Origin of the sequence: Streptomyces sp. NPDC005774, from assembly GCF_042871645.1 — a bacterium.
GTDB classification, from domain to species: domain Bacteria; phylum Actinomycetota; class Actinomycetes; order Streptomycetales; family Streptomycetaceae; genus Streptomyces; species Streptomyces pratens.
Genome location: NZ_JBIAIV010000046.1, coordinates 1 through 16668, shown reverse-complemented (window position 1 = coordinate 16668; position 16668 = coordinate 1). Strand labels below are relative to the sequence as shown.

Below are 16668 nucleotides of genomic sequence, written 5' to 3'. Positions count from 1 at the left end.
CCCGAGGGCGTACCGGCGGTAACTTTCCTTGCGTGCCCCCTACCCATCAGTAGGAGACTGCCTTACTCTCCCCATTGCGCCAGTGGTCACTGGCAAGGTTCTCGGCGGTGCGTAAGGACTGGAGGCTTCGGGATGGCCGAGCACGAGCACGAGCACGAACACGAGCACGAGCATGTGCGGGTCGCTGTGGTGGGGTCCGGGTTCGGCGGGCTGGGAGCCGCCGTGCGGCTGAGGCGCGAAGGGATCACCGACTTCGTCGTCCTGGAGCGGGCCGGCAGCGTCGGCGGCACCTGGCGGGACAACAGTTATCCGGGGTGCGCGTGCGACGTGCCGTCCCATCTGTACTCGTTCTCCTTCGCGCCCAACCCCGACTGGCCGCGCTCCTTCTCCGGCCAGGAGCACATCCGCGCCTACCTCGAGCACGTCACCGACGTCTTCGGACTGCGCCCGCACATCCGCTTCGACTCGGAGGTGAAGCGGATGATGTGGGACACGGAGCGGCTGCGCTGGGACATCGAGACCAGCAGCGGCAGCCTCAGCGCGGATGTGGTCGTCTCCGCGACCGGGCCGCTGTCCGATCCGAAGACCCCCGACATCCCGGGGCTCGACACCTTCCCCGGCAAGGTCTTCCACTCCGCCCGCTGGGACCACGACCACGACCTGCGCGGCAAGCGGGTCGCCATGGTCGGCACGGGCGCGTCGGCCATCCAGATCGTGCCGGACATCCAGCCGCAGGTCTCCCGGCTGACTCTCTTCCAGCGCACCCCGCCCTGGGTTCTGCCCCGTGTCGACCGTCCCATCGGCGGCGCCGAACGGGCCCTGCACCGGGCACTTCCCTTCACCGCCCAGCTGCGCCGCGGACTGCTGTGGGGCGTGCGGGAGTTGCAGGTCCAGGCGTTCACCAAGCACCCGGGCGAGCTGGGCTTCGTGGAGCGGGTGGCCAAGCACCACATGGCCCGCGCCATCAAGGACCCGGCTCTGCGCGCCCGGCTCACCCCCGACTACCGCATCGGCTGCAAGCGCATCCTGCTGTCCAGCACGTACTATCCGGCGCTCGCGCAGCCCAACGTGGACGTGGTCGACGGCGGCCTGAGCGAGGTCCGGGGATCCACGGTCGTGGCGGCCGACGGGACCGAGGCCGAGGCCGACGTCATCGTCTTCGGGACCGGGTTCCACGTCACCGACATGCCCATCGCCGAGCGGGTCGTCGGCGCGGAGGGCAAGACCCTCGCCCAGACCTGGGCGGGCGGCATGGAGGCGCTGCGCGGCGCCTCGGCCGCCGGGTTCCCCAACTTCATGACGCTCATCGGGCCCAACACCGGCCTCGGGAACTCCTCCATGATCTTCATGATCGAGTCCCAGCTGAACTACCTGGCCGACTACCTCCGCCAACTCGACGTCCTCGGCGGCCGGGTCGCCCTCGACGCCCGCAGGAGCGCCGTCCGCGTCTGGAACCACCGGGTGCAGGAGCGGATGAAGCGCACGGTGTGGAACACCGGCGGCTGCACCAGTTGGTACCTGGACGCCAACGGCCGCAACACCACCGTCTGGCCGGGCACGACCGCCGAGTTCCGGCGGGCCACCCGGCGCGTGGACCTCGCCGAGTACGCCGTCCTGCGGGCGGTGTCCGGGAAGAAGGCCGCCGCACCCCACGGGAGCACCGAGGCGATCGCGTGAGCCGGCCGGCGCACGTTTCCGCCGGGCCCCACGCCCCGCCCGTCCCCGCCCGCGAACTCGCCGCGGTCTCCGCCGACGGCACCCGGCTGCACGTCGAGTTGCACGGGCCCGGCGGGGCGCCCGCGGTCGTCCTCGTCGCCCACGGCTGGACCTGCTCGACCGACTTCCGGACGGCCCGGATCCGCGAACTCACCCCCGACCAACGGGTGATCGCCTACGGCCGGCGTGGCCACGACCGCACCCCGCGAGCCGGGGCCGCGGCGCCCGCGGCGCCCGTCGTACGCGTGGCACCCGCCGCACCCGCCGCACCCGTCACATCCGTTGCACCCGTCGTGCCCGCCGAGGAGAGCGCATGAGTGGACAGCGCACGAGCAGGGGCCGTCTCGAAGGGCAGGTCGCCGTCGTCACCGGAGCGGCCCGCGGGGTGGGGGAGTTGCTCGCCCGCAAGCTGTCCGCGCGCGGGGTGAAGGTGGCCCTGGTCGGGCTGGAACCGGACGCGCTCAAGCGGGTGTCGGCGCGGCTGCACAGCGACAGCGACCACTGGCACGCCGACGTCACCGACCACGAGGCGATGGCCCGGGTCGCGGCGGAGGTGAAGGAACGGTTCGGACGCATCGACATCGTGGTCGCCAACGCCGGTGTGGCCAACGGCGGTCCGTTCGCCGACTCCGACCCGGAGTCCTGGCGGCGCGTCATAGAGGTCAACCTGATCGGCTCGGCGGTCACCGCCCGCGCGTTCCTGCCGCTGCTGACCGAGAGCCGCGGCTACCTGCTCCAGGTCGCCTCGCTCGCCGCGATCACCCCGGCGCCGATGATGACCGCGTACTGCGCGTCCAAGTCCGGTGTGGAGGCGTACGCGCACAGTCTGCGGGCCGAGGTCGGACACCTGGGGGTGCGGGTCGGCGTCGGCTATCTGTCGTGGACCGACACGGACATGGTGCGCGGCGCCGACCAGGACGAGGCGATGCGGGAACTTCGGCAGCGACTGCCGTGGCCGACGAACAAGACGTACCCGCTGGGTCCCGCGGTGGACCGGATGGTGGCCGGGATCGAGCGGCGCTCCAGCCATGTGTACGGGCAGTGGTGGCTGCGGGGGATGCAGGGCGTACGGGGTTACCTGCCGGGCGTGATCGGCACCGTCGGACAGCGGGAGGTGCGGCGGTTCGCGGACCGGTTCGCCGGCATGCGGACGGGGCTGGTCGGAGCCGGAGGCAACGCCGACGAACAGCACCGGACCGGGATGGCAACGGCGCCGGATCGGGCGGGAGCAGCGCCGGGACCTGCGGGAACGACCTCGGAACACGTTGCGTGACTGATCGAGATGCGCAGGGTGACCGCCCGTGTGAATCTGGTCGGGCAACAGCCCCCACACCCCCACGGGAGTGAACCCACATGGGTATGAAGGACAAGTTCCAGGACAAGGCCGAGCAGATGAAGGACCAGGCCAAGCAGAAGATGGGCGAGGCAGGGGAGCAGTCCCAGAAGCGCGGCCGCAGCCGTCAGGAGGACCCGGAGGACCCGCAGCGCCGGCGGCAGCAGGAGTCCGAGGAACGCCGTCACCAGGACTACGACGCCTGACGTGACGTCGTGACGTACTGAAGCGAGAAGGGGCGCCTCCCCTGGTAGGCGCCCCTTCTCACGTCGCCCGCGGCGGCAGCTTCGGGCGGGAGCGGTCGGGGACGTCGCTGTAGGTCGGGGGAGTGGCCGGGGGCTCGGACTCCAGGAGTTCCAGGGCCAGTCGGACCGCGTCGTCCAGTACGGCGTGCCGGCCCTCCGCCCAGTCCAGCGGGGTGCGCAGCGCCTCCAGGTCGGGGGTGACGCCCTTGTTCTCCACCGACCAGCCGTAGGCGTCGAACCAGGCCGCGTTCATCGGCACCGTGATCACCGTGCCGTCCCCCAGTCGGTGCCGGCCGGTCATGCCGACCACTCCGCCCCAGGTGCGCTGTCCGACCACCGGCCCCAGCCCCAGCAGCTTGAACGCGGCCGTGATCATGTCGCCGTCGGAGCTGGTCGCCTCGTCCGCGAGGGCCACCACCGGCCCGCGCGGGGCGTTGGCCGCGTACGAAACGGGCTGGGCGTCGCGGGTGAGGTCCCAGCCGAGGATGGTGCGGGTCAGTGTCTCCACGACGAGTTCGCTGATGTGGCCGCCGGCGTTGCCGCGGACGTCCACGATCAGGGCCGGGCGGGACACCTCCATGCGCAGGTCGCGATTGAACTGGGCCCAGCCCGAGCCGCCCATGTCGGGGATGTGCAGATAGCCGCATTGGCCACCGCTCAACTCCCGCACCACCGCACGCCGTTTGGCCACCCAGTCCTGGTAGCGCAGCGGGCGCTCGTCGATCAGCGGGACCACGGCGACCCTGCGGGGCGGGCCGGTGCCCTCGGCCGGGGTGAACGTCAGCTCCACCGTTGTGCCGCCCGCCCCCGCGAGCAGCGGGTAGGGCCCGGTGACCGGGTCCACCGGACGGCCGTCGACGTGGGTGAGGACGGCGCCCTCACGGATGCCGGTGCCGGCCAGCGGGGAGCGGGCCCTGGAGTCCGAGGAGTCGCCGGGGAGGATCCGTCGGACCGTCCAACCGTGCTCGCGGGACACGAGGTTGGCGCCGAGGAAGCCCTGACGGCGCTGGTAGTGCGGCGGGCCCTCGTTGCGGCGGGCGGCGGTGACGTAGGCATGGGAGGTACCGAGTTCGCCGAGGAGTTCGCGCAGCAGGTCAGTGAACTCGTCCGGGGAGGCGACCCGTTCGACCAGTGGACGGTACTGGGCGAGCGCCGCGTCCCAGTCGATGCCGCACATGCCGGGTTCCCAGAAGTAGGACCGGGTCAGCCGCCCGGCCTCCTCGTACGCCTGCCGCCACTCGGCCCCCGGGTCGGCCTCGTGCAGGATGCGGCGGACGTCGATCCACACGGTGGAGTCGCTGTCGCCCGGCTCGGTCGCGGGCACCGCGCGCGGTTCGCCCTCGTTCGCGACGACCAGCCGGGTGCCGTCGCCGCTGACCGCGAAGAAGTCGAGGTGCTCGACGAGTTCGGACTTCTTCGCCCTGCTGATGGTGAAGTGCTCCAGCGTCGGCCGGCCGCTGGTGTCGTCCGGGTTGGCGAAGGTCTCGCCGAGCGCGCCCGAGATCGGCCAGCGCAGCCAGACCAGCCCGCCGCCCGCGACCGGGTGCAGCGCCGAGTACTTGGAGGCGGCGACCGGGAAGGGGGTGACCCTGTTCTCCAGGCCCTCGGTCTCGACGGTCACCGCGCCGCTGTCGGCGAGGTCCTCGGTGTCGTCGGCCTCCACCGGGTCGAGACCTCCGGCGGCCGGCCGGCCCTCGGGACTGAGAGCGAAGGGGGAGGGGGTCGCCGACGACAGCGGCACCAGGTACGGGCGGCACCCCAGCGGGAAGGACAGGTCGCCGGTGTGCACGTCGTACACCGGGTCGAAGCCGCGCCAGGACAGGAAGGCCAGGTAGCGGCCGTCCCGGGTGAAGACCGGATTCTCGTCCTCGAAGCGGCCGTTGGTGACGTCGATGACCAGCCGGTCCTTCATCCGGGCCAGTTTGATCTGCCGCAGCGACCGCCCGATGCCGGGATGCGACCAGGTGAGCCAGCCGCCGTCGGGCGAGAACGCGAGGTCGCGCACGGGGCCGTTGACGGACCGGATCAGCTCGGTGACCCGGTGGCCGGGGGCCGCCTCGCCGCCGGCACCCTCGCCGGCGCCACCGCCTTCACCGCTCCCGGAGTTCTCGGCCTCCGTCTCCTCCTCGGCCTCCGTCTCCGCCGCCGCCCGCTCCGCCGCCTCGGCCTCCCCGCCGGTGTCGACGAGCAGCAGGCGCCCGTCATGGGAGGCGACGGCCAGCCGCCCGCCGTCCGGGTCGGCGACCATCTCCAGCACCCGGCCCAGCCTCCCCGAGGCCAGCCGCCGCGCGGGGCGGTGACCGCTGGCCCGGGGCAGGGAGGCGATCTCGATGGCGTCCTCGCCGTCGGCGTCCGTCACGTACGCCACTTGGCCGCCCGCGCCGAGCATCTCCGGCAGCCGTACCCGTACGCCCGGGGTGTCGGCGAGGGTGCGGGCGGGGCCGTCGCGGTGGGTGAGCCAGTACAGGCTGCCGCGTACGACGACGGCGCTGGCCCGGCCCGTCTCGTCCACGGAGATGCCGTTCAGGTGGTGGGCGGCGGGCACCTGGTAGCGCCGCCGCCCCGCGCGCGGCCCGCTCAGCGTGACGTCGAGCCGGCGCGGCACGGAACCCGGGGACAGGTCGTCGACGATCCACAGGTCACCGGCGCACTGGTAGACGACCCGGTTGCCGTCGCTGGACGCGTGACGGGCGTAGAACGCGCCGTGATCGGTGTGACGGCGCAGGTCGGAGCCGTCGTACGCCACGGAGTACAGGTTGCCGACGCCCTCGTGGTCGGAGAGGAAGGCGACCCGGCCGCCGACGAACATCGGGGAGTGCAGATGCCCGTCGATGCCGCCGGCACCGCCGGCCCCCTCGACGGTCCCGTCCGTCCCGTCCGTCCCGTCCGTCCCGTCCGTCGTCCCGTCGAGCAGTCGTCGTCCGTGCAACCACAGCCTGCCCGTCGCCCCTCCCCGGTACCGCTTCCAGGAGGCCGGTTCGTGCGGTGGGGTGCCGGTGAGCAGCAGGGTCTGCCGTTCCCCGCCGACGTCGGCGACCTGGAGGTCGGACACCGGGCCCCAGGGCAGTTTGCGGCCCGGACTGCCGTCGGGGGAGAGCTTGTAGGACCAGGTGAAGTACGAGAACGGCTCGCTGTGCGAGGCGACGGCGAGGATCTCTGCGCCCACGTCCCCGTCCCCGTTCGGAGGGGCCCAGCCGCAGACCCGGGTGTCGGAGGTGCCCCAGTAGGTGAGCCGGCGCCCGGGGCCGCCGTCCACCGGGACCAGGTGGACCTCGGGGGCGAGGCTGCGCCAGCTCGTGTACGCGATGTGGCGGCCGTCGGGGGAGAAGCGGGGGTGGCCGAGTTTGGCGCGGTCGACGGTGAGCCGCCAGGCCCGGCCGCCCGGCGCGTCGAGCGGAGCGAGCCAGAGGTCGTCCTCGGCCACGAAGCACAGCAGGTCACCGTTGAGGTGGGGCAGGCGCAGATAGCTCACCCTTCCATGCTTTTCCGGGGGACGGACCGCAGCAACTCGTGCGAGGGCGGGGCACATTTTCGAACGTGACCCAGCGCACGTACGAAACGGTTTCGTTCTCATAGGGTCTTGGGTATATTCGTCATGTACGAATCCGCGCACGAGGTCGCATGCGAAACCGCGTAGGCGACGGCGGACGTGCGGCACTATGTGTACTGACGCATGTGTACCGACGCGTGTCGTGTGACGCGGTGGTACTTCCGACAGGGACCAAGGAGCGGGAAGGTGAACGGGATGACCGAGGTCGCGACCGTGCGGCGCAGCCGGATCACCCCCGAGCGCGAGGCCGAGCTGTACGCGGCCGTGCTCGACCTGCTCCGCGAGGTCGGGTACGACGCCCTCACCATGGACGCCGTGGCCGCCCGCACCCGGTCCAGCAAGGCCACCCTCTACCGCCAGTGGGGCGGCAAGGCCGAGCTGGTGGTGAGAGCCATGCGCCACCAGAAGCCCGGCAGCATCGGCGACGTCGACACCGGTTCCCTGCGGGGCGACCTGCACAGCATCATCGGCCGCGAGGACGACTGCGTCATGGAGCAGAACGCCGCCCTGATGCGGGCGCTCGCCATGGCGGTGCACATGAACGACGACCTGCGGCGGGCCTTCAAGGACCTGCTCGTGGAACCCGAGGTCGATGAGTTCCAGAGGATCGTCCGGCGTGCGATCGAGCGCGGCGAGGTCCCGGCGGACAACCCGGCGTTGGACTACATGGTGCACATGCTCGTCGGCGCGTTCGCCACGCGGACGCTGATCGACGACCTGCCGCCCACGCGGGAGTTCCTCATTTCGTACATCGACGCCGTGGTGCTCCCCGCCCTCGGCGTGTCCCCGCGCTGACCGGCACACCCCGACGGTCGGCGATCACCACCCGTACCACCCCCCACCTCGGCACCACCATCCCCATCACCCCCACCTGACGGACGCCACCGCTCACGTCGTCGGGCTGATCTTCCCTGCCCTGAAGAATCCACGACCTGACCGGGAGTACTCCCACGTGGCCACTTTGCTCTACCGACTCGGCCGTTTCGCCTTCAGGCGACGGCATTTCGTAGCCCTCTTCTGGGTGGCGCTGCTGGCGCTCGCGGGCGTCGGCGCGGCCGGCGCACCCGTCGCGGGCAACACATCGTTCTCCATTCCCGGCACCGAGGCCCAGAAGGCCTTCGACGTGCTGGAGGAACGCTTCCCCGGCGCCAGCGCCGACGGAGCGACCGCACGCGTCGTCTTCAAGGCGCCCGCCGGCGAGAAGATGACCGACGCCGGCAACAAGGCGATCGTCCAGGACACCGTCGGGGAACTCTCCGACGGCTCCGAGGTCGCCCGCGTCACCGACCCGTACAAGAGTGGAGGCGTCAGCGAGGACGGCACCGTCGCCTACGCCTCGGTGAGCTACCAGGTCTCCGGCATGGAGCTGGAGGACTCCTCGCGCGACTCCCTCGAGGCCGCCGCCGACGGAGCCCGCGACGCCGGCCTGACCGTGGAGATCGGCGGTGACGCGCTCCAGGCCGTCCCGGCGACCGGTGCCACCGAGATCATCGGTATCGGCGTCGCCGCGGTCGTCCTGGTCATCACCTTCGGCTCGCTGGTCGCGGCTGGCCTGCCCCTGCTCACCGCGCTCATCGGCGTCGGCATCGGCGTCGCGAGCATCACCGCGCTGGCCTCGACACTCGAACTCGGCTCCACCACGTCCATCCTGGCCACGATGATCGGCCTCGCCGTCGGCATCGACTACGCGCTGTTCATCGTCTCCCGCTACCGCGCCGAACTGGCCGAGGGCCGGGAATGCGAGGACGCGGCGGGACGCGCCGTCGGCACCGCGGGCTCCGCTGTCGTCTTCGCCGGTCTCACGGTCGTCATCGCCCTCGTCGGCCTGTCGGTCGTCAACATCCCGATGCTCACCAAGATGGGCATCGCCGCCGCCGGCACCGTCGCCATCGCCGTCCTGATCGCCCTCACCATGATCCCGGCGCTGCTCGGGTACGCGGGCCGCAGGGTCCGCGCGACCGGCGAGAAGGGCAAGCGGCACGGGCGCGAGGACGAGGAGAAGGAGAAGGAGAACGGGACCGCGCAGCAGAAGGCGCAGGAGAAGGCGCAGCGCCCGAACATGGGCACCCGCTGGGCGCGCTTCGTCGTACGGCGCCCCGTGGCCGTCCTCCTGCTCGGCGTCGTCGGCCTCGGCGCGGCGGCCATCCCGGCGTCCTCCCTGGAACTGGGCCTGCCCGACGACGGCTCGCAGTCGACGTCCACCACCCAGCGCCGCGCCTACGACCTGCTCTCCGAAGGCTTCGGCCCCGGATTCAACGGCCCGCTCGTCGTCGTGGTCGACGCCAAGAACAGCGACGACCCGGACGCCGTCTTCCAGCAGACCGGCGACGACATCAAGGCGCTCGACGACGTCGTCTCGGTGAGCCCCGCGGCACCCAACAAGGCCGGTGACACGGCGACGATCACCGTTGTCCCGGACTCCAAGCCCTCGTCCGTGGCGACCGAGGACCTGGTCCACGACATCCGGGACGCCGGAGCGGACATCAAGGACGACACCGGCGCGGACGTCCTGGTCACCGGTGCCACGGCGATGAACATCGACGTGTCGCAGAAGCTCAACGACGCGCTCGTCCCGTACCTGATCCTGGTCGTCGGGCTGGCGTTCCTGCTGCTGATCGTGGTCTTCCGGTCGATCCTGGTCCCGCTCAAGGCGGCCCTCGGATTCCTCCTCTCGGTGATGGCCGCGCTGGGCGCCGTGGTCGCGGTCTTCCAGTGGGGCTGGTTGTCCGGCCTGATGGGCGTGGAGGAGACCGGCCCGGTCATGTCGATGATGCCGATCTTCATGGTCGGCGTGGTCTTCGGACTGGCCATGGACTACGAGGTGTTCCTCGTGACCCGGATGCGGGAGGCCTACGTCCACGGCGAGAAGCCGGGCCAGGCCGTGGTGACCGGCTTCCGGCACGGCGCCCGCGTGGTGAGCGCGGCCGCGGTGATCATGATGGCGGTCTTCGCCGGCTTCATCGGCTCCAGTGAGTCGATGGTCAAGATGATCGGTTTCGGTCTCGCCATCGCCGTCTTCTTCGACGCGTTCGTCGTCCGCATGGCGATCGTGCCCGCGGTCCTGGCCCTGCTGGGCAAGAAGGCCTGGTGGCTCCCGAAGTGGCTGGACCGTGTCCTGCCCAACGTGGACGTCGAGGGCGAAGGCCTGCGCACCGACGCCGACGCCGACGCCGACGCCGGGAAGAGGGGCGGCAGCCCGGACGACGACCGGGACCTGGTCCGCGCCTGACAGCCGCACCACACCGCAGAACCAGCCGGTGAGGGCCCCGTGGGGACGGGGAGCCCTCACCGGCTTCCTCGTACGCCCACCGGCCGGGCCGACGGAGCCCGGGCCGACGGGGGCCGTCCGCCCCGCAGCCAGGCCGCTACCGCGCCCCGCACGACGAAAGTGCCCCTGAGCTCCGACGGCTCCACAGCCCTCGCCCCCGTCGCCGCCCTGCGGGAGCCGTCGGTCAAGCGCTGCTCATGCAGTAATAATCTCGCTGTTCAAGGGAGTTGAGGAGGCTACTTTCGTATGTGTACCGGGTTGGTCACCCATCGGCGTGCGCTGGTTGATCGCGCGCGACAAGAGAAGCTGGTTTGGGCGTGAACGTCGCTGCTCGCAGTTGGAGCGGGTCAAGCGTTGGTCGATTTCGCGTAGGTGAGGTTGGCACTGACCCTACGAGTGGTGGGGTGGTCTTCGCCCAGGACCTGTAGGCAATCGGTGAGGGTCTGTTCAAAGAGCGGGATGGCTCGGTTGAGGTCCCCCGCTGCCTGGTAGGCGCGCGCGAGGTTGTTGCGGGAGGTGAGCGTGTCGGGGTGGTCTTCGCCCAGGACCTGTAGGCAATCGGTGAGGGTCTGTTCAAAGAGCGGGATGGCTCGGTTGAGGTCCCCCGCTGCCTGGTAGGCGTACGCGAGGTTGTTGCGGGAGGTGAGCGTGTCGGGGTGGTCTTCGCCCAGGACCTGTAGGCAATCGGTGAGGGTCTGTTCAAAGAGGGGGATGGCCCGGTCGTGGTCCCCCGCCGTTTGGTAGGCGCTGGCGAGGTTGTTGCGGGACTTGAGCGTGGAGGGGTGGTTCTTTCCCAGGGCCCGCTCTCGGTCGGTCAGGGTCTGTTCAAAGAGCGGGATGGCCCGGTCGAGGTCCCCCGCTGCCTGGTAGGCGTACGCGAGATTGTTGCGGGAGATGAGCGTGGAGGGGTGATCTTCGCCCAGGACCTGTAGGCAATCGGTGAGGGTCTGTTCAAAGAGCGGGATGGCCCGGTCGAGGTCCCCAGCCGCCTCGTAGGCGCTGGCGAGGTTGTTGCGGGAGTTGAGCGTGGAGGGGTGGTTCTTTCCCAGGGCCCGCTCTCGGTCGGTCAGGGTCTGTTCAAAGAGCGGGATGGCCCGGCCGAGGTCCCCCGCCGCCTCGTAGGCGCTGGCGAGGTTGTTGCGGGAGGTGAGCGTGGAGGGGTGGTCGGGGCCGTGGAGGCGGGTGGACGCGTCCAGGGAGCGCCTCTTATAGGCGATGGCCTGGGTGATCTGGCCTTGGCCTTGCAGGTAGATGGCGGTTTGGTTGAGGAGGAGGTCGGTGTCCTCGGTGTCGTGGGCGGGGTCGACGGCGGTGAAGAGGGCTTCAGCGTGCGGGAGCAGGGTGCGCCAGACGGGCCATCCGGCCACGTTCGTCTCTGGTTCGTCGGGCAGTACGGTGCGCAAGAGGGCGGTGGCATGGTGGCGGGCGGCAGTGATGCTGTCCGGGGTGCGGTGGGGATCGGCGTCGTCTGTCGTGGTGGGGTCGGGGGTGCGGGCGACGGTCTGGATGAGGCGGTGGACGCTGAGAGTGCCGGCGTCCAGGATGATCATGTTGTACGCGGCGAGCTGGCTGAGAACTTGGGCGTAGCTGACGGGGCCGTCGGCCAAGGGGGCGAGCAGGGTGCGGGGGATGGCGGTGGGGGCGAGCCAGGCCGCGGTGCGCAGGATGTCGACGGCCAGGGGGGTGTCGCGGTGGAGGGCGTCGAGGGTGATGCGCCAGATGCGGGCCATGGTGCGTTGAGGGTCGCTGCCCGCGGGGGCGGTGCTGGTGGTCTGGGCCGTGTACTGGCGGAGCATGTCCCGGTAGGCGCTGACGGTGATGTGGCTCTCGGCGATGAAGGCGCCAGCTTGTTCGAGGGCGAGGGGGAGGTGCCCGAGTTCGTCGGTGAGGAGGCGTGCGTGGTGCTGGTTGTCGGGGTCGGTCAGGCCGGTGAGACGGGTGAGCAGATCGAGTGAGGCATCCGGGGTGAGGAGGGGGAGGGCGAGGGGTGCGGTGGGCCAGCCACGCACGAAGCGGCTGGTGATCAGATGGCGTCCTGTGTGGTGCAGCTGGCCCAGCAGATGGCGGACGGTGTCGGGGTGTTCGGCGTTGTCGAGGATGAGGAGCCAGCCAGGGTGAGCTTGGAGCCATCTGATGGCCCACCCGGCGTCCTCGGCCGTAGTGCGGCCGGTAGCGCTGCCATGGATGCTTGTGGTCAGAGCGGCGAGGCCGGTGGTGATCTGTTCGGGGGTGTCGGCGCGGATCCACCACACCAGTTGGTAGGACTCCCGGTGGGTGTGGGCGTAGTGCAGGGCCAGGGTGGTCTTGCCGACACCGCCGAGTCCCTGGATGGTCTGCGTGATGGCTTTGGAGCCCTGCTCCATGGCGCTGGTCAGGCTGGCCAGGGCGTTCTCTCGGCCGACGAACACTTCGGTGGGAAGGCCAGGAAGATTATGCAGACCGGAAGGCGCGTCAATGTCGTACGGCCCTGAGGAATAGTCGCTGCCGGCAGGGATCGTGATGTCTTGGAGTGTCAGCAGATTGCCTGCAGCCTTGATGGTGGTGGTGAAGTCGGGGCGTGCGGCGAGGGTGGCCAGGGGGACGGCGATGAGCTGGTCGCCCGTGTAGTTCCTCGCGCGGTCGGTGGTCAGGACCCCGGTCAGCAGATCCCCGCAGAACAGGGCGGCCCCGGATGCTCCGGACCAGGACGATGCTGCACCCGTCGTGCCCGGGGTGGCGACTTCATCGAGGTGGGCGGTGATGAGGCCGGATTTCAGGCCGGTCAGGGTCTCGATGTGCCCGCGAATCTCCTTGGTGTCCCGCTCGCCGTCCCGCTGCTCGGCCTCCGGGAACCCCACAGCGACACACGCCACTCGCGTCCCGACGACACTAAGCGACGGGACGGGCATTCGCCCCCAATGCACCGCCTTCGCAAAAGTGGGAGGCTGCCAGGCCGAGTCGGTGATCAGCAGCAGGGCGGCATCGGTGTGTGGGTCCTGCTCGATGTCGGGTGGCTGATCCGGCCACAGCACCTCAGCTGACGCCCATACGGTCTGCCGCTCCCCGTGTAGGGCCAGCTGCCGTACCTCTACGGCCCGCTCATAGGCAGATTTGGCGTGCTGGATGTTGTGGTAGGCGGTCAGGACCAGTCGGTCCGTGATGAGGTAGCCGGTCCCGGCGATCCGTCCCGTTGGGTCCCAGACCTCCATCACCCGTAGCACGTCCACGTGCACACCCCCCGTTCTCTACAACTCACCGAGCAGGCGTCAACCGGCGCTACTTGGGGCGTTGCGGGCTTTTGGCACCGATGTTCTGGTCCTGGCCGTGCTCGTCGACCGGCTGCAAGGTGATCTTCAGGCGGGATGTGGTGCCGGCCGCGTATCCGGCTTTTGCCTCGGCGCTGGCGCTCCAGGGCAGGATGGACACCTTCGCGCCGGTTTGGGCGTCCTTCTTGACGTCCACGGCGAACTCCATCTCCACCGGTCCGGTGCGGAACTGGATCGTGTGCCCGTGGCCGTCGGTCATGGCCTGCTCCAACTCGGCCCGGATCGCGCTGATGGCCTCGGACAGTCCTGCCCACGGCTCCTGCGGCATGATGGTTCCCCCTGATCTCACGAGGTGACGTTCAGATCCGCAGGGTAACGGCACCCAGCCGCTGAAATGACCCAGAATGACGAACTGTCACATAGTCAGGGCGCCGCTGCGACAGGGCACCGCCACAGCGGTCCTTGTGCTCCTTGGTCCAGGAATGGCGCCGCTTCAGGAAGTCGGTGAAGAAGTGACCTAGAGATGCAAGCGGCTTACGCCCCAGATATCGGAAAAGCAGCTAAAGCCCACTGACTATGCCTTCAAGCGTCCTGTAGGCGCGTCATTAAGTTCTGACACGCCACACCTAGAACGCATTGCGTGCACCAGATCTCTTTGCGAGCCACATGGTATGTTCTCGACTAATTCCCTGCTCGGCAGAATGCACGTACGTAGACCATGATTGCTCAGTGGAAACCTCAGCGACAGAGTGCCGTATAAGAGATAGTTCCAGGGATGTCAAAGCATAGGCCTCGGCCACTGAGTCGAATTGGCGTACTTCTACCCAGGCGACACCGGCTATGATTAGGGCTGCTAACACGCCGCTAAAATCCAAGAACGAATAATCCAGGAGAACCAGCAGTGCTGTAACTAGACCCAGCGCTTCCAGTAGAAGTAAGAGAATTTTCCAACGCTTAGCTGCCCGCTCAGATTTATTGGAATTATCGGCGTACCATACGCACTGTGCGTCAATCCGATACTTTATGTAACATTCCATTCGCTCACTCAGGCTAGATGCCCGTATGGCCGCCATGTTCTCTGTCACGAGCGGATCTACATTGGACATTAACCTCACCGAGTGCAAGGAAAGCAACTCGCGGAGCTTTCTTCTGAACAGTCTTTCAGCCTCGTCAAGCTGCATTTCCTTAGGGAATGGTGCGGAGCAGACGGAAAACCTCCAGGCGAGGGTCTTTATAGACTCTGCGAGGGCTCGACCGCCGTACCAAGAGCGGTCAGGACGTTCTTTCAGTAGGAGAATCTCGGCGACTAGAGCTCCTGTGAAGAATGCTATGGAGAAGGACGCGTAAATCCGCCTCGAACCTGGAGATATCGAACTTGTCGTCGATAAGGTTCCCGCAAGAGCAGCCAGTATAGCCATACTCAATCGTAGTCTTGTGAGACGGATGTGAGTTTTTTGCCCTCGGCGGGATGTGTCACTCGCCGCCCTATAAAGGCCGGGGAGATCATTCCTGGCCATTCCCAGAGCCGCCACTAGCTACTACCCTCCCGGAACCGTGGATCACCTACAGCTACCTATCCACAATGAGGAAGGTTTACGCCCTGGATGGCCAGCCGTAATGTCAGGCAATATCGGGACATCTGATTATTTTACTATCCTATCGACTGCAGGAGTGTGATCGTTTCTGTCTTCTCCACACGTGGCATCCGCCTGACATATAGGATCCTCGCATGCTCAAAAGGTTTATGTACCTCGACACCAGTGCACTCGCTGACTACGTGAGCGCCCTAGAGGATGGCGTTCGCAGTTCGCTTGAGCGTCAAGACGAGAAGGAAAAGGCGACCTTCTCTGACACGCCGCAAGCGCAATTCGAGAGGCTTCTGTCCCTAGCGAAATCCGAAACGGATCTGGCGGGTTGGTTTCCGATCGGAGTGGAAACTGACTTGAGTGAGGTCAAAGTCGGTCATCTGGTTGACACGGAATGTGATATTTATATTCCTGATCTAGTGAAGGCGCTATCGCCGCGAGGTGGTTTGGCCGACGCTTTGAACTTGATGGAATCGATCGGGCCGGCGATGTCTGTCTTCGGTGTTGACGGGATGGGTGATCTTCCAAGCCGCGAGCAGCGCGATGCAGTCAAGCTTTTCTCCAGCACTCTCGGTGGAAGTCAAATCGCTGTTGGCGAGTTGGAGGATTGCGAATGGCGACTGGCGGGTCAGTTGGCTCCGGAGTACATCAAGTCGGATGTTGAAGGGCCGGCTCGCTTGATCGGAAAAGTGTCAAGTGTCTGGCAAGCGGGGCAGTGGAAGCCTTTTCTTGCACTCCCCGGAACATCGCTGATCCCAAGAGCAGAGCGCAGAAAAATGGAGCGTAAAAAGCCAGCTGAAAATGAGCGAGATCATTATCTTGAGGGTCCGGCATTCATGCTGGATATTCTTGCAATTTACCGGTAGCTGCCGAGCCTGCCAGCCTCTACAGTCCCCTTATAGAGGCTGGCATTGAATCAGCTAGATGGAAGCCTCGAAATCACCCACGGTGTGCCAATCGACACCCATCATGCTCACAGCGCAGCCGGCGCTGAGCAAGCGTTGGGCCAATTCCTGCCGTCGTGAAGTTGAGTCGTTCATTCGAATCATGTGACGTCCTGCGATATCGCTGAATGGCCTAACCACCCCTAGTTCTACAAGGATCGTCCTGTTTGGATCCCGACCCATGGCCATTCCGGCTTCGAAAAGGACATTTGGCCTTGCCTGCCCTGTCGGTTCAGTTTCGTGGGCAGGCTCATGGGATCCGCGATATTCCTCTCTTAGTGAAGCGCTGTCATCCGGAGTCATCAGAACTAGGACAGCTGCGGCTTGACTGAATGCAAAATCCAGGATTTCGCCAACGTAAGGTGACGGCTTTCCCGTTGCGAGACTGGCCTCGTTCCACTCAACTGGACTCAAAGATAGGGAGCGGAGGAAAGTAAACATGGCGTTGCGTGCTTTGAGGTTTCTCCCATGAACGACAAAGACGCGACGGGGATCCATTGTGCTCTTGCTATTCCTTTCTTCCGCATTTCTTGAAATCGTAACTGCCTCGCGACCGGGCGTTGACGTGATGTATTTTTCGGTCACTTCTTCGCCGTATGCCGCAATGTAGTAGTCATCGCCACGAAGAGTTATTACGCTCGAGTGTGCCCGCTGATCTCGGACAATGGGGAGGATTTGGGCTGCTGGCAATGGCCATGAGTTAAGCCGTGTGGGGTGTGAGCTGGTGGAGCACGATGGTGCGGGTGACTCGGCGGGTGCCGGGGTCGGTTGAGCTGCGGGT

The 16668-nt window shown here is 67.5% G+C and carries 11 protein-coding genes and 1 pseudogene; 7 read left to right on the top strand and 5 right to left on the bottom strand.

Features of this window, described 5'->3' with window-relative positions; translation table 11 throughout:
* The first annotated feature begins 132 nt into the window (after nt 1-132).
* From ACFYQA_RS30635 to ACFYQA_RS30620, 4 genes and pseudogenes are all read left to right on the top strand, one after another.
* Nucleotides 133-1677, top strand: a complete 1545-nt coding sequence (locus ACFYQA_RS30635) for a flavin-containing monooxygenase (RefSeq protein ID WP_388924696.1) — start codon at nt 133-135, stop codon at nt 1675-1677.
* Nucleotides 1674-1922 (top strand): annotated as a pseudogene (locus ACFYQA_RS30630) (alpha/beta fold hydrolase); the annotation flags it as partial. The gene ACFYQA_RS30635 and the pseudogene ACFYQA_RS30630, both read left to right, overlap by 4 nt.
* Nucleotides 1923-2029: 107 nt before the next feature.
* On the top strand, nt 2030-2989 hold the full coding sequence (locus ACFYQA_RS30625) for an SDR family oxidoreductase (protein ID WP_388924693.1): 960 nt from the start codon (nt 2030-2032) through the stop codon (nt 2987-2989).
* Nucleotides 2990-3069: 80 nt separating this feature from the next.
* Nucleotides 3070-3255, top strand: coding sequence for a hypothetical protein (locus ACFYQA_RS30620; protein WP_388924690.1), 186 nt, complete (start codon nt 3070-3072; stop codon nt 3253-3255).
* Between the two features lie 58 nt (nt 3256-3313).
* On the opposite strand, the gene ACFYQA_RS30615 is transcribed toward ACFYQA_RS30620, so the two are convergent.
* Nucleotides 3314-6766 carry a S41 family peptidase gene (locus ACFYQA_RS30615; RefSeq protein WP_388924687.1) on the bottom strand — a complete coding sequence of 1151 codons (3453 nt, stop codon included), beginning with the start codon at nt 6764-6766 and terminating at the stop codon, nt 3314-3316.
* A 273-nt stretch (nt 6767-7039) separates the two neighbouring features.
* Here ACFYQA_RS30615 and ACFYQA_RS30610 point away from each other — a divergent pair, with 273 nt between their 5' ends.
* On the top strand, nt 7040-7639 hold the full coding sequence (locus ACFYQA_RS30610) for a TetR/AcrR family transcriptional regulator (RefSeq protein ID WP_388924684.1): 600 nt from the start codon (nt 7040-7042) through the stop codon (nt 7637-7639).
* 157 nt (nt 7640-7796) lie between these two features.
* Nucleotides 7797-10073 (top strand): MMPL family transporter, encoded by a 2277-nt coding sequence (locus ACFYQA_RS30605; RefSeq protein WP_388924681.1) that lies wholly within the window; start codon nt 7797-7799, stop codon nt 10071-10073.
* A 386-nt stretch (nt 10074-10459) separates the two neighbouring features.
* On the opposite strand, the gene ACFYQA_RS30600 is transcribed toward ACFYQA_RS30605, so the two are convergent.
* The 3 genes from ACFYQA_RS30600 to ACFYQA_RS30590 form a co-directional block, all read right to left on the bottom strand.
* The gene (locus ACFYQA_RS30600) at nt 10460-13318 is read right to left on the bottom strand and encodes a tetratricopeptide repeat protein (RefSeq protein ID WP_388924678.1); all 2859 of its coding nucleotides are present in this window, start codon (nt 13316-13318) and stop codon (nt 10460-10462) included.
* A gap of 49 nt (nt 13319-13367) precedes the next feature.
* Nucleotides 13368-13685: a trypco2 family protein gene (locus ACFYQA_RS30595; RefSeq protein ID WP_388924675.1), complete on the bottom strand. Its 318-nt coding sequence runs from the start codon at nt 13683-13685 to the stop codon at nt 13368-13370.
* Between the two features lie 298 nt (nt 13686-13983).
* Nucleotides 13984-14874, bottom strand: coding sequence for a DUF4231 domain-containing protein (locus tag ACFYQA_RS30590; protein ID WP_388924830.1), 891 nt, complete (start codon nt 14872-14874; stop codon nt 13984-13986).
* A 212-nt stretch (nt 14875-15086) separates the two neighbouring features.
* On the opposite strand from ACFYQA_RS30590, the gene ACFYQA_RS30585 reads away from it, so the two are divergent.
* The gene (locus tag ACFYQA_RS30585; protein ID WP_388924672.1) at nt 15087-15809 is read left to right on the top strand and encodes a hypothetical protein; all 723 of its coding nucleotides are present in this window, start codon (nt 15087-15089) and stop codon (nt 15807-15809) included.
* 54 nt (nt 15810-15863) lie between these two features.
* Here ACFYQA_RS30585 and ACFYQA_RS30580 read toward each other — a convergent pair whose 3' ends face one another.
* The gene (locus tag ACFYQA_RS30580; RefSeq protein WP_388924669.1) at nt 15864-16472 is read right to left on the bottom strand and encodes a TIR domain-containing protein; all 609 of its coding nucleotides are present in this window, start codon (nt 16470-16472) and stop codon (nt 15864-15866) included.
* Nucleotides 16473-16668 lie beyond the last annotated feature (196 nt).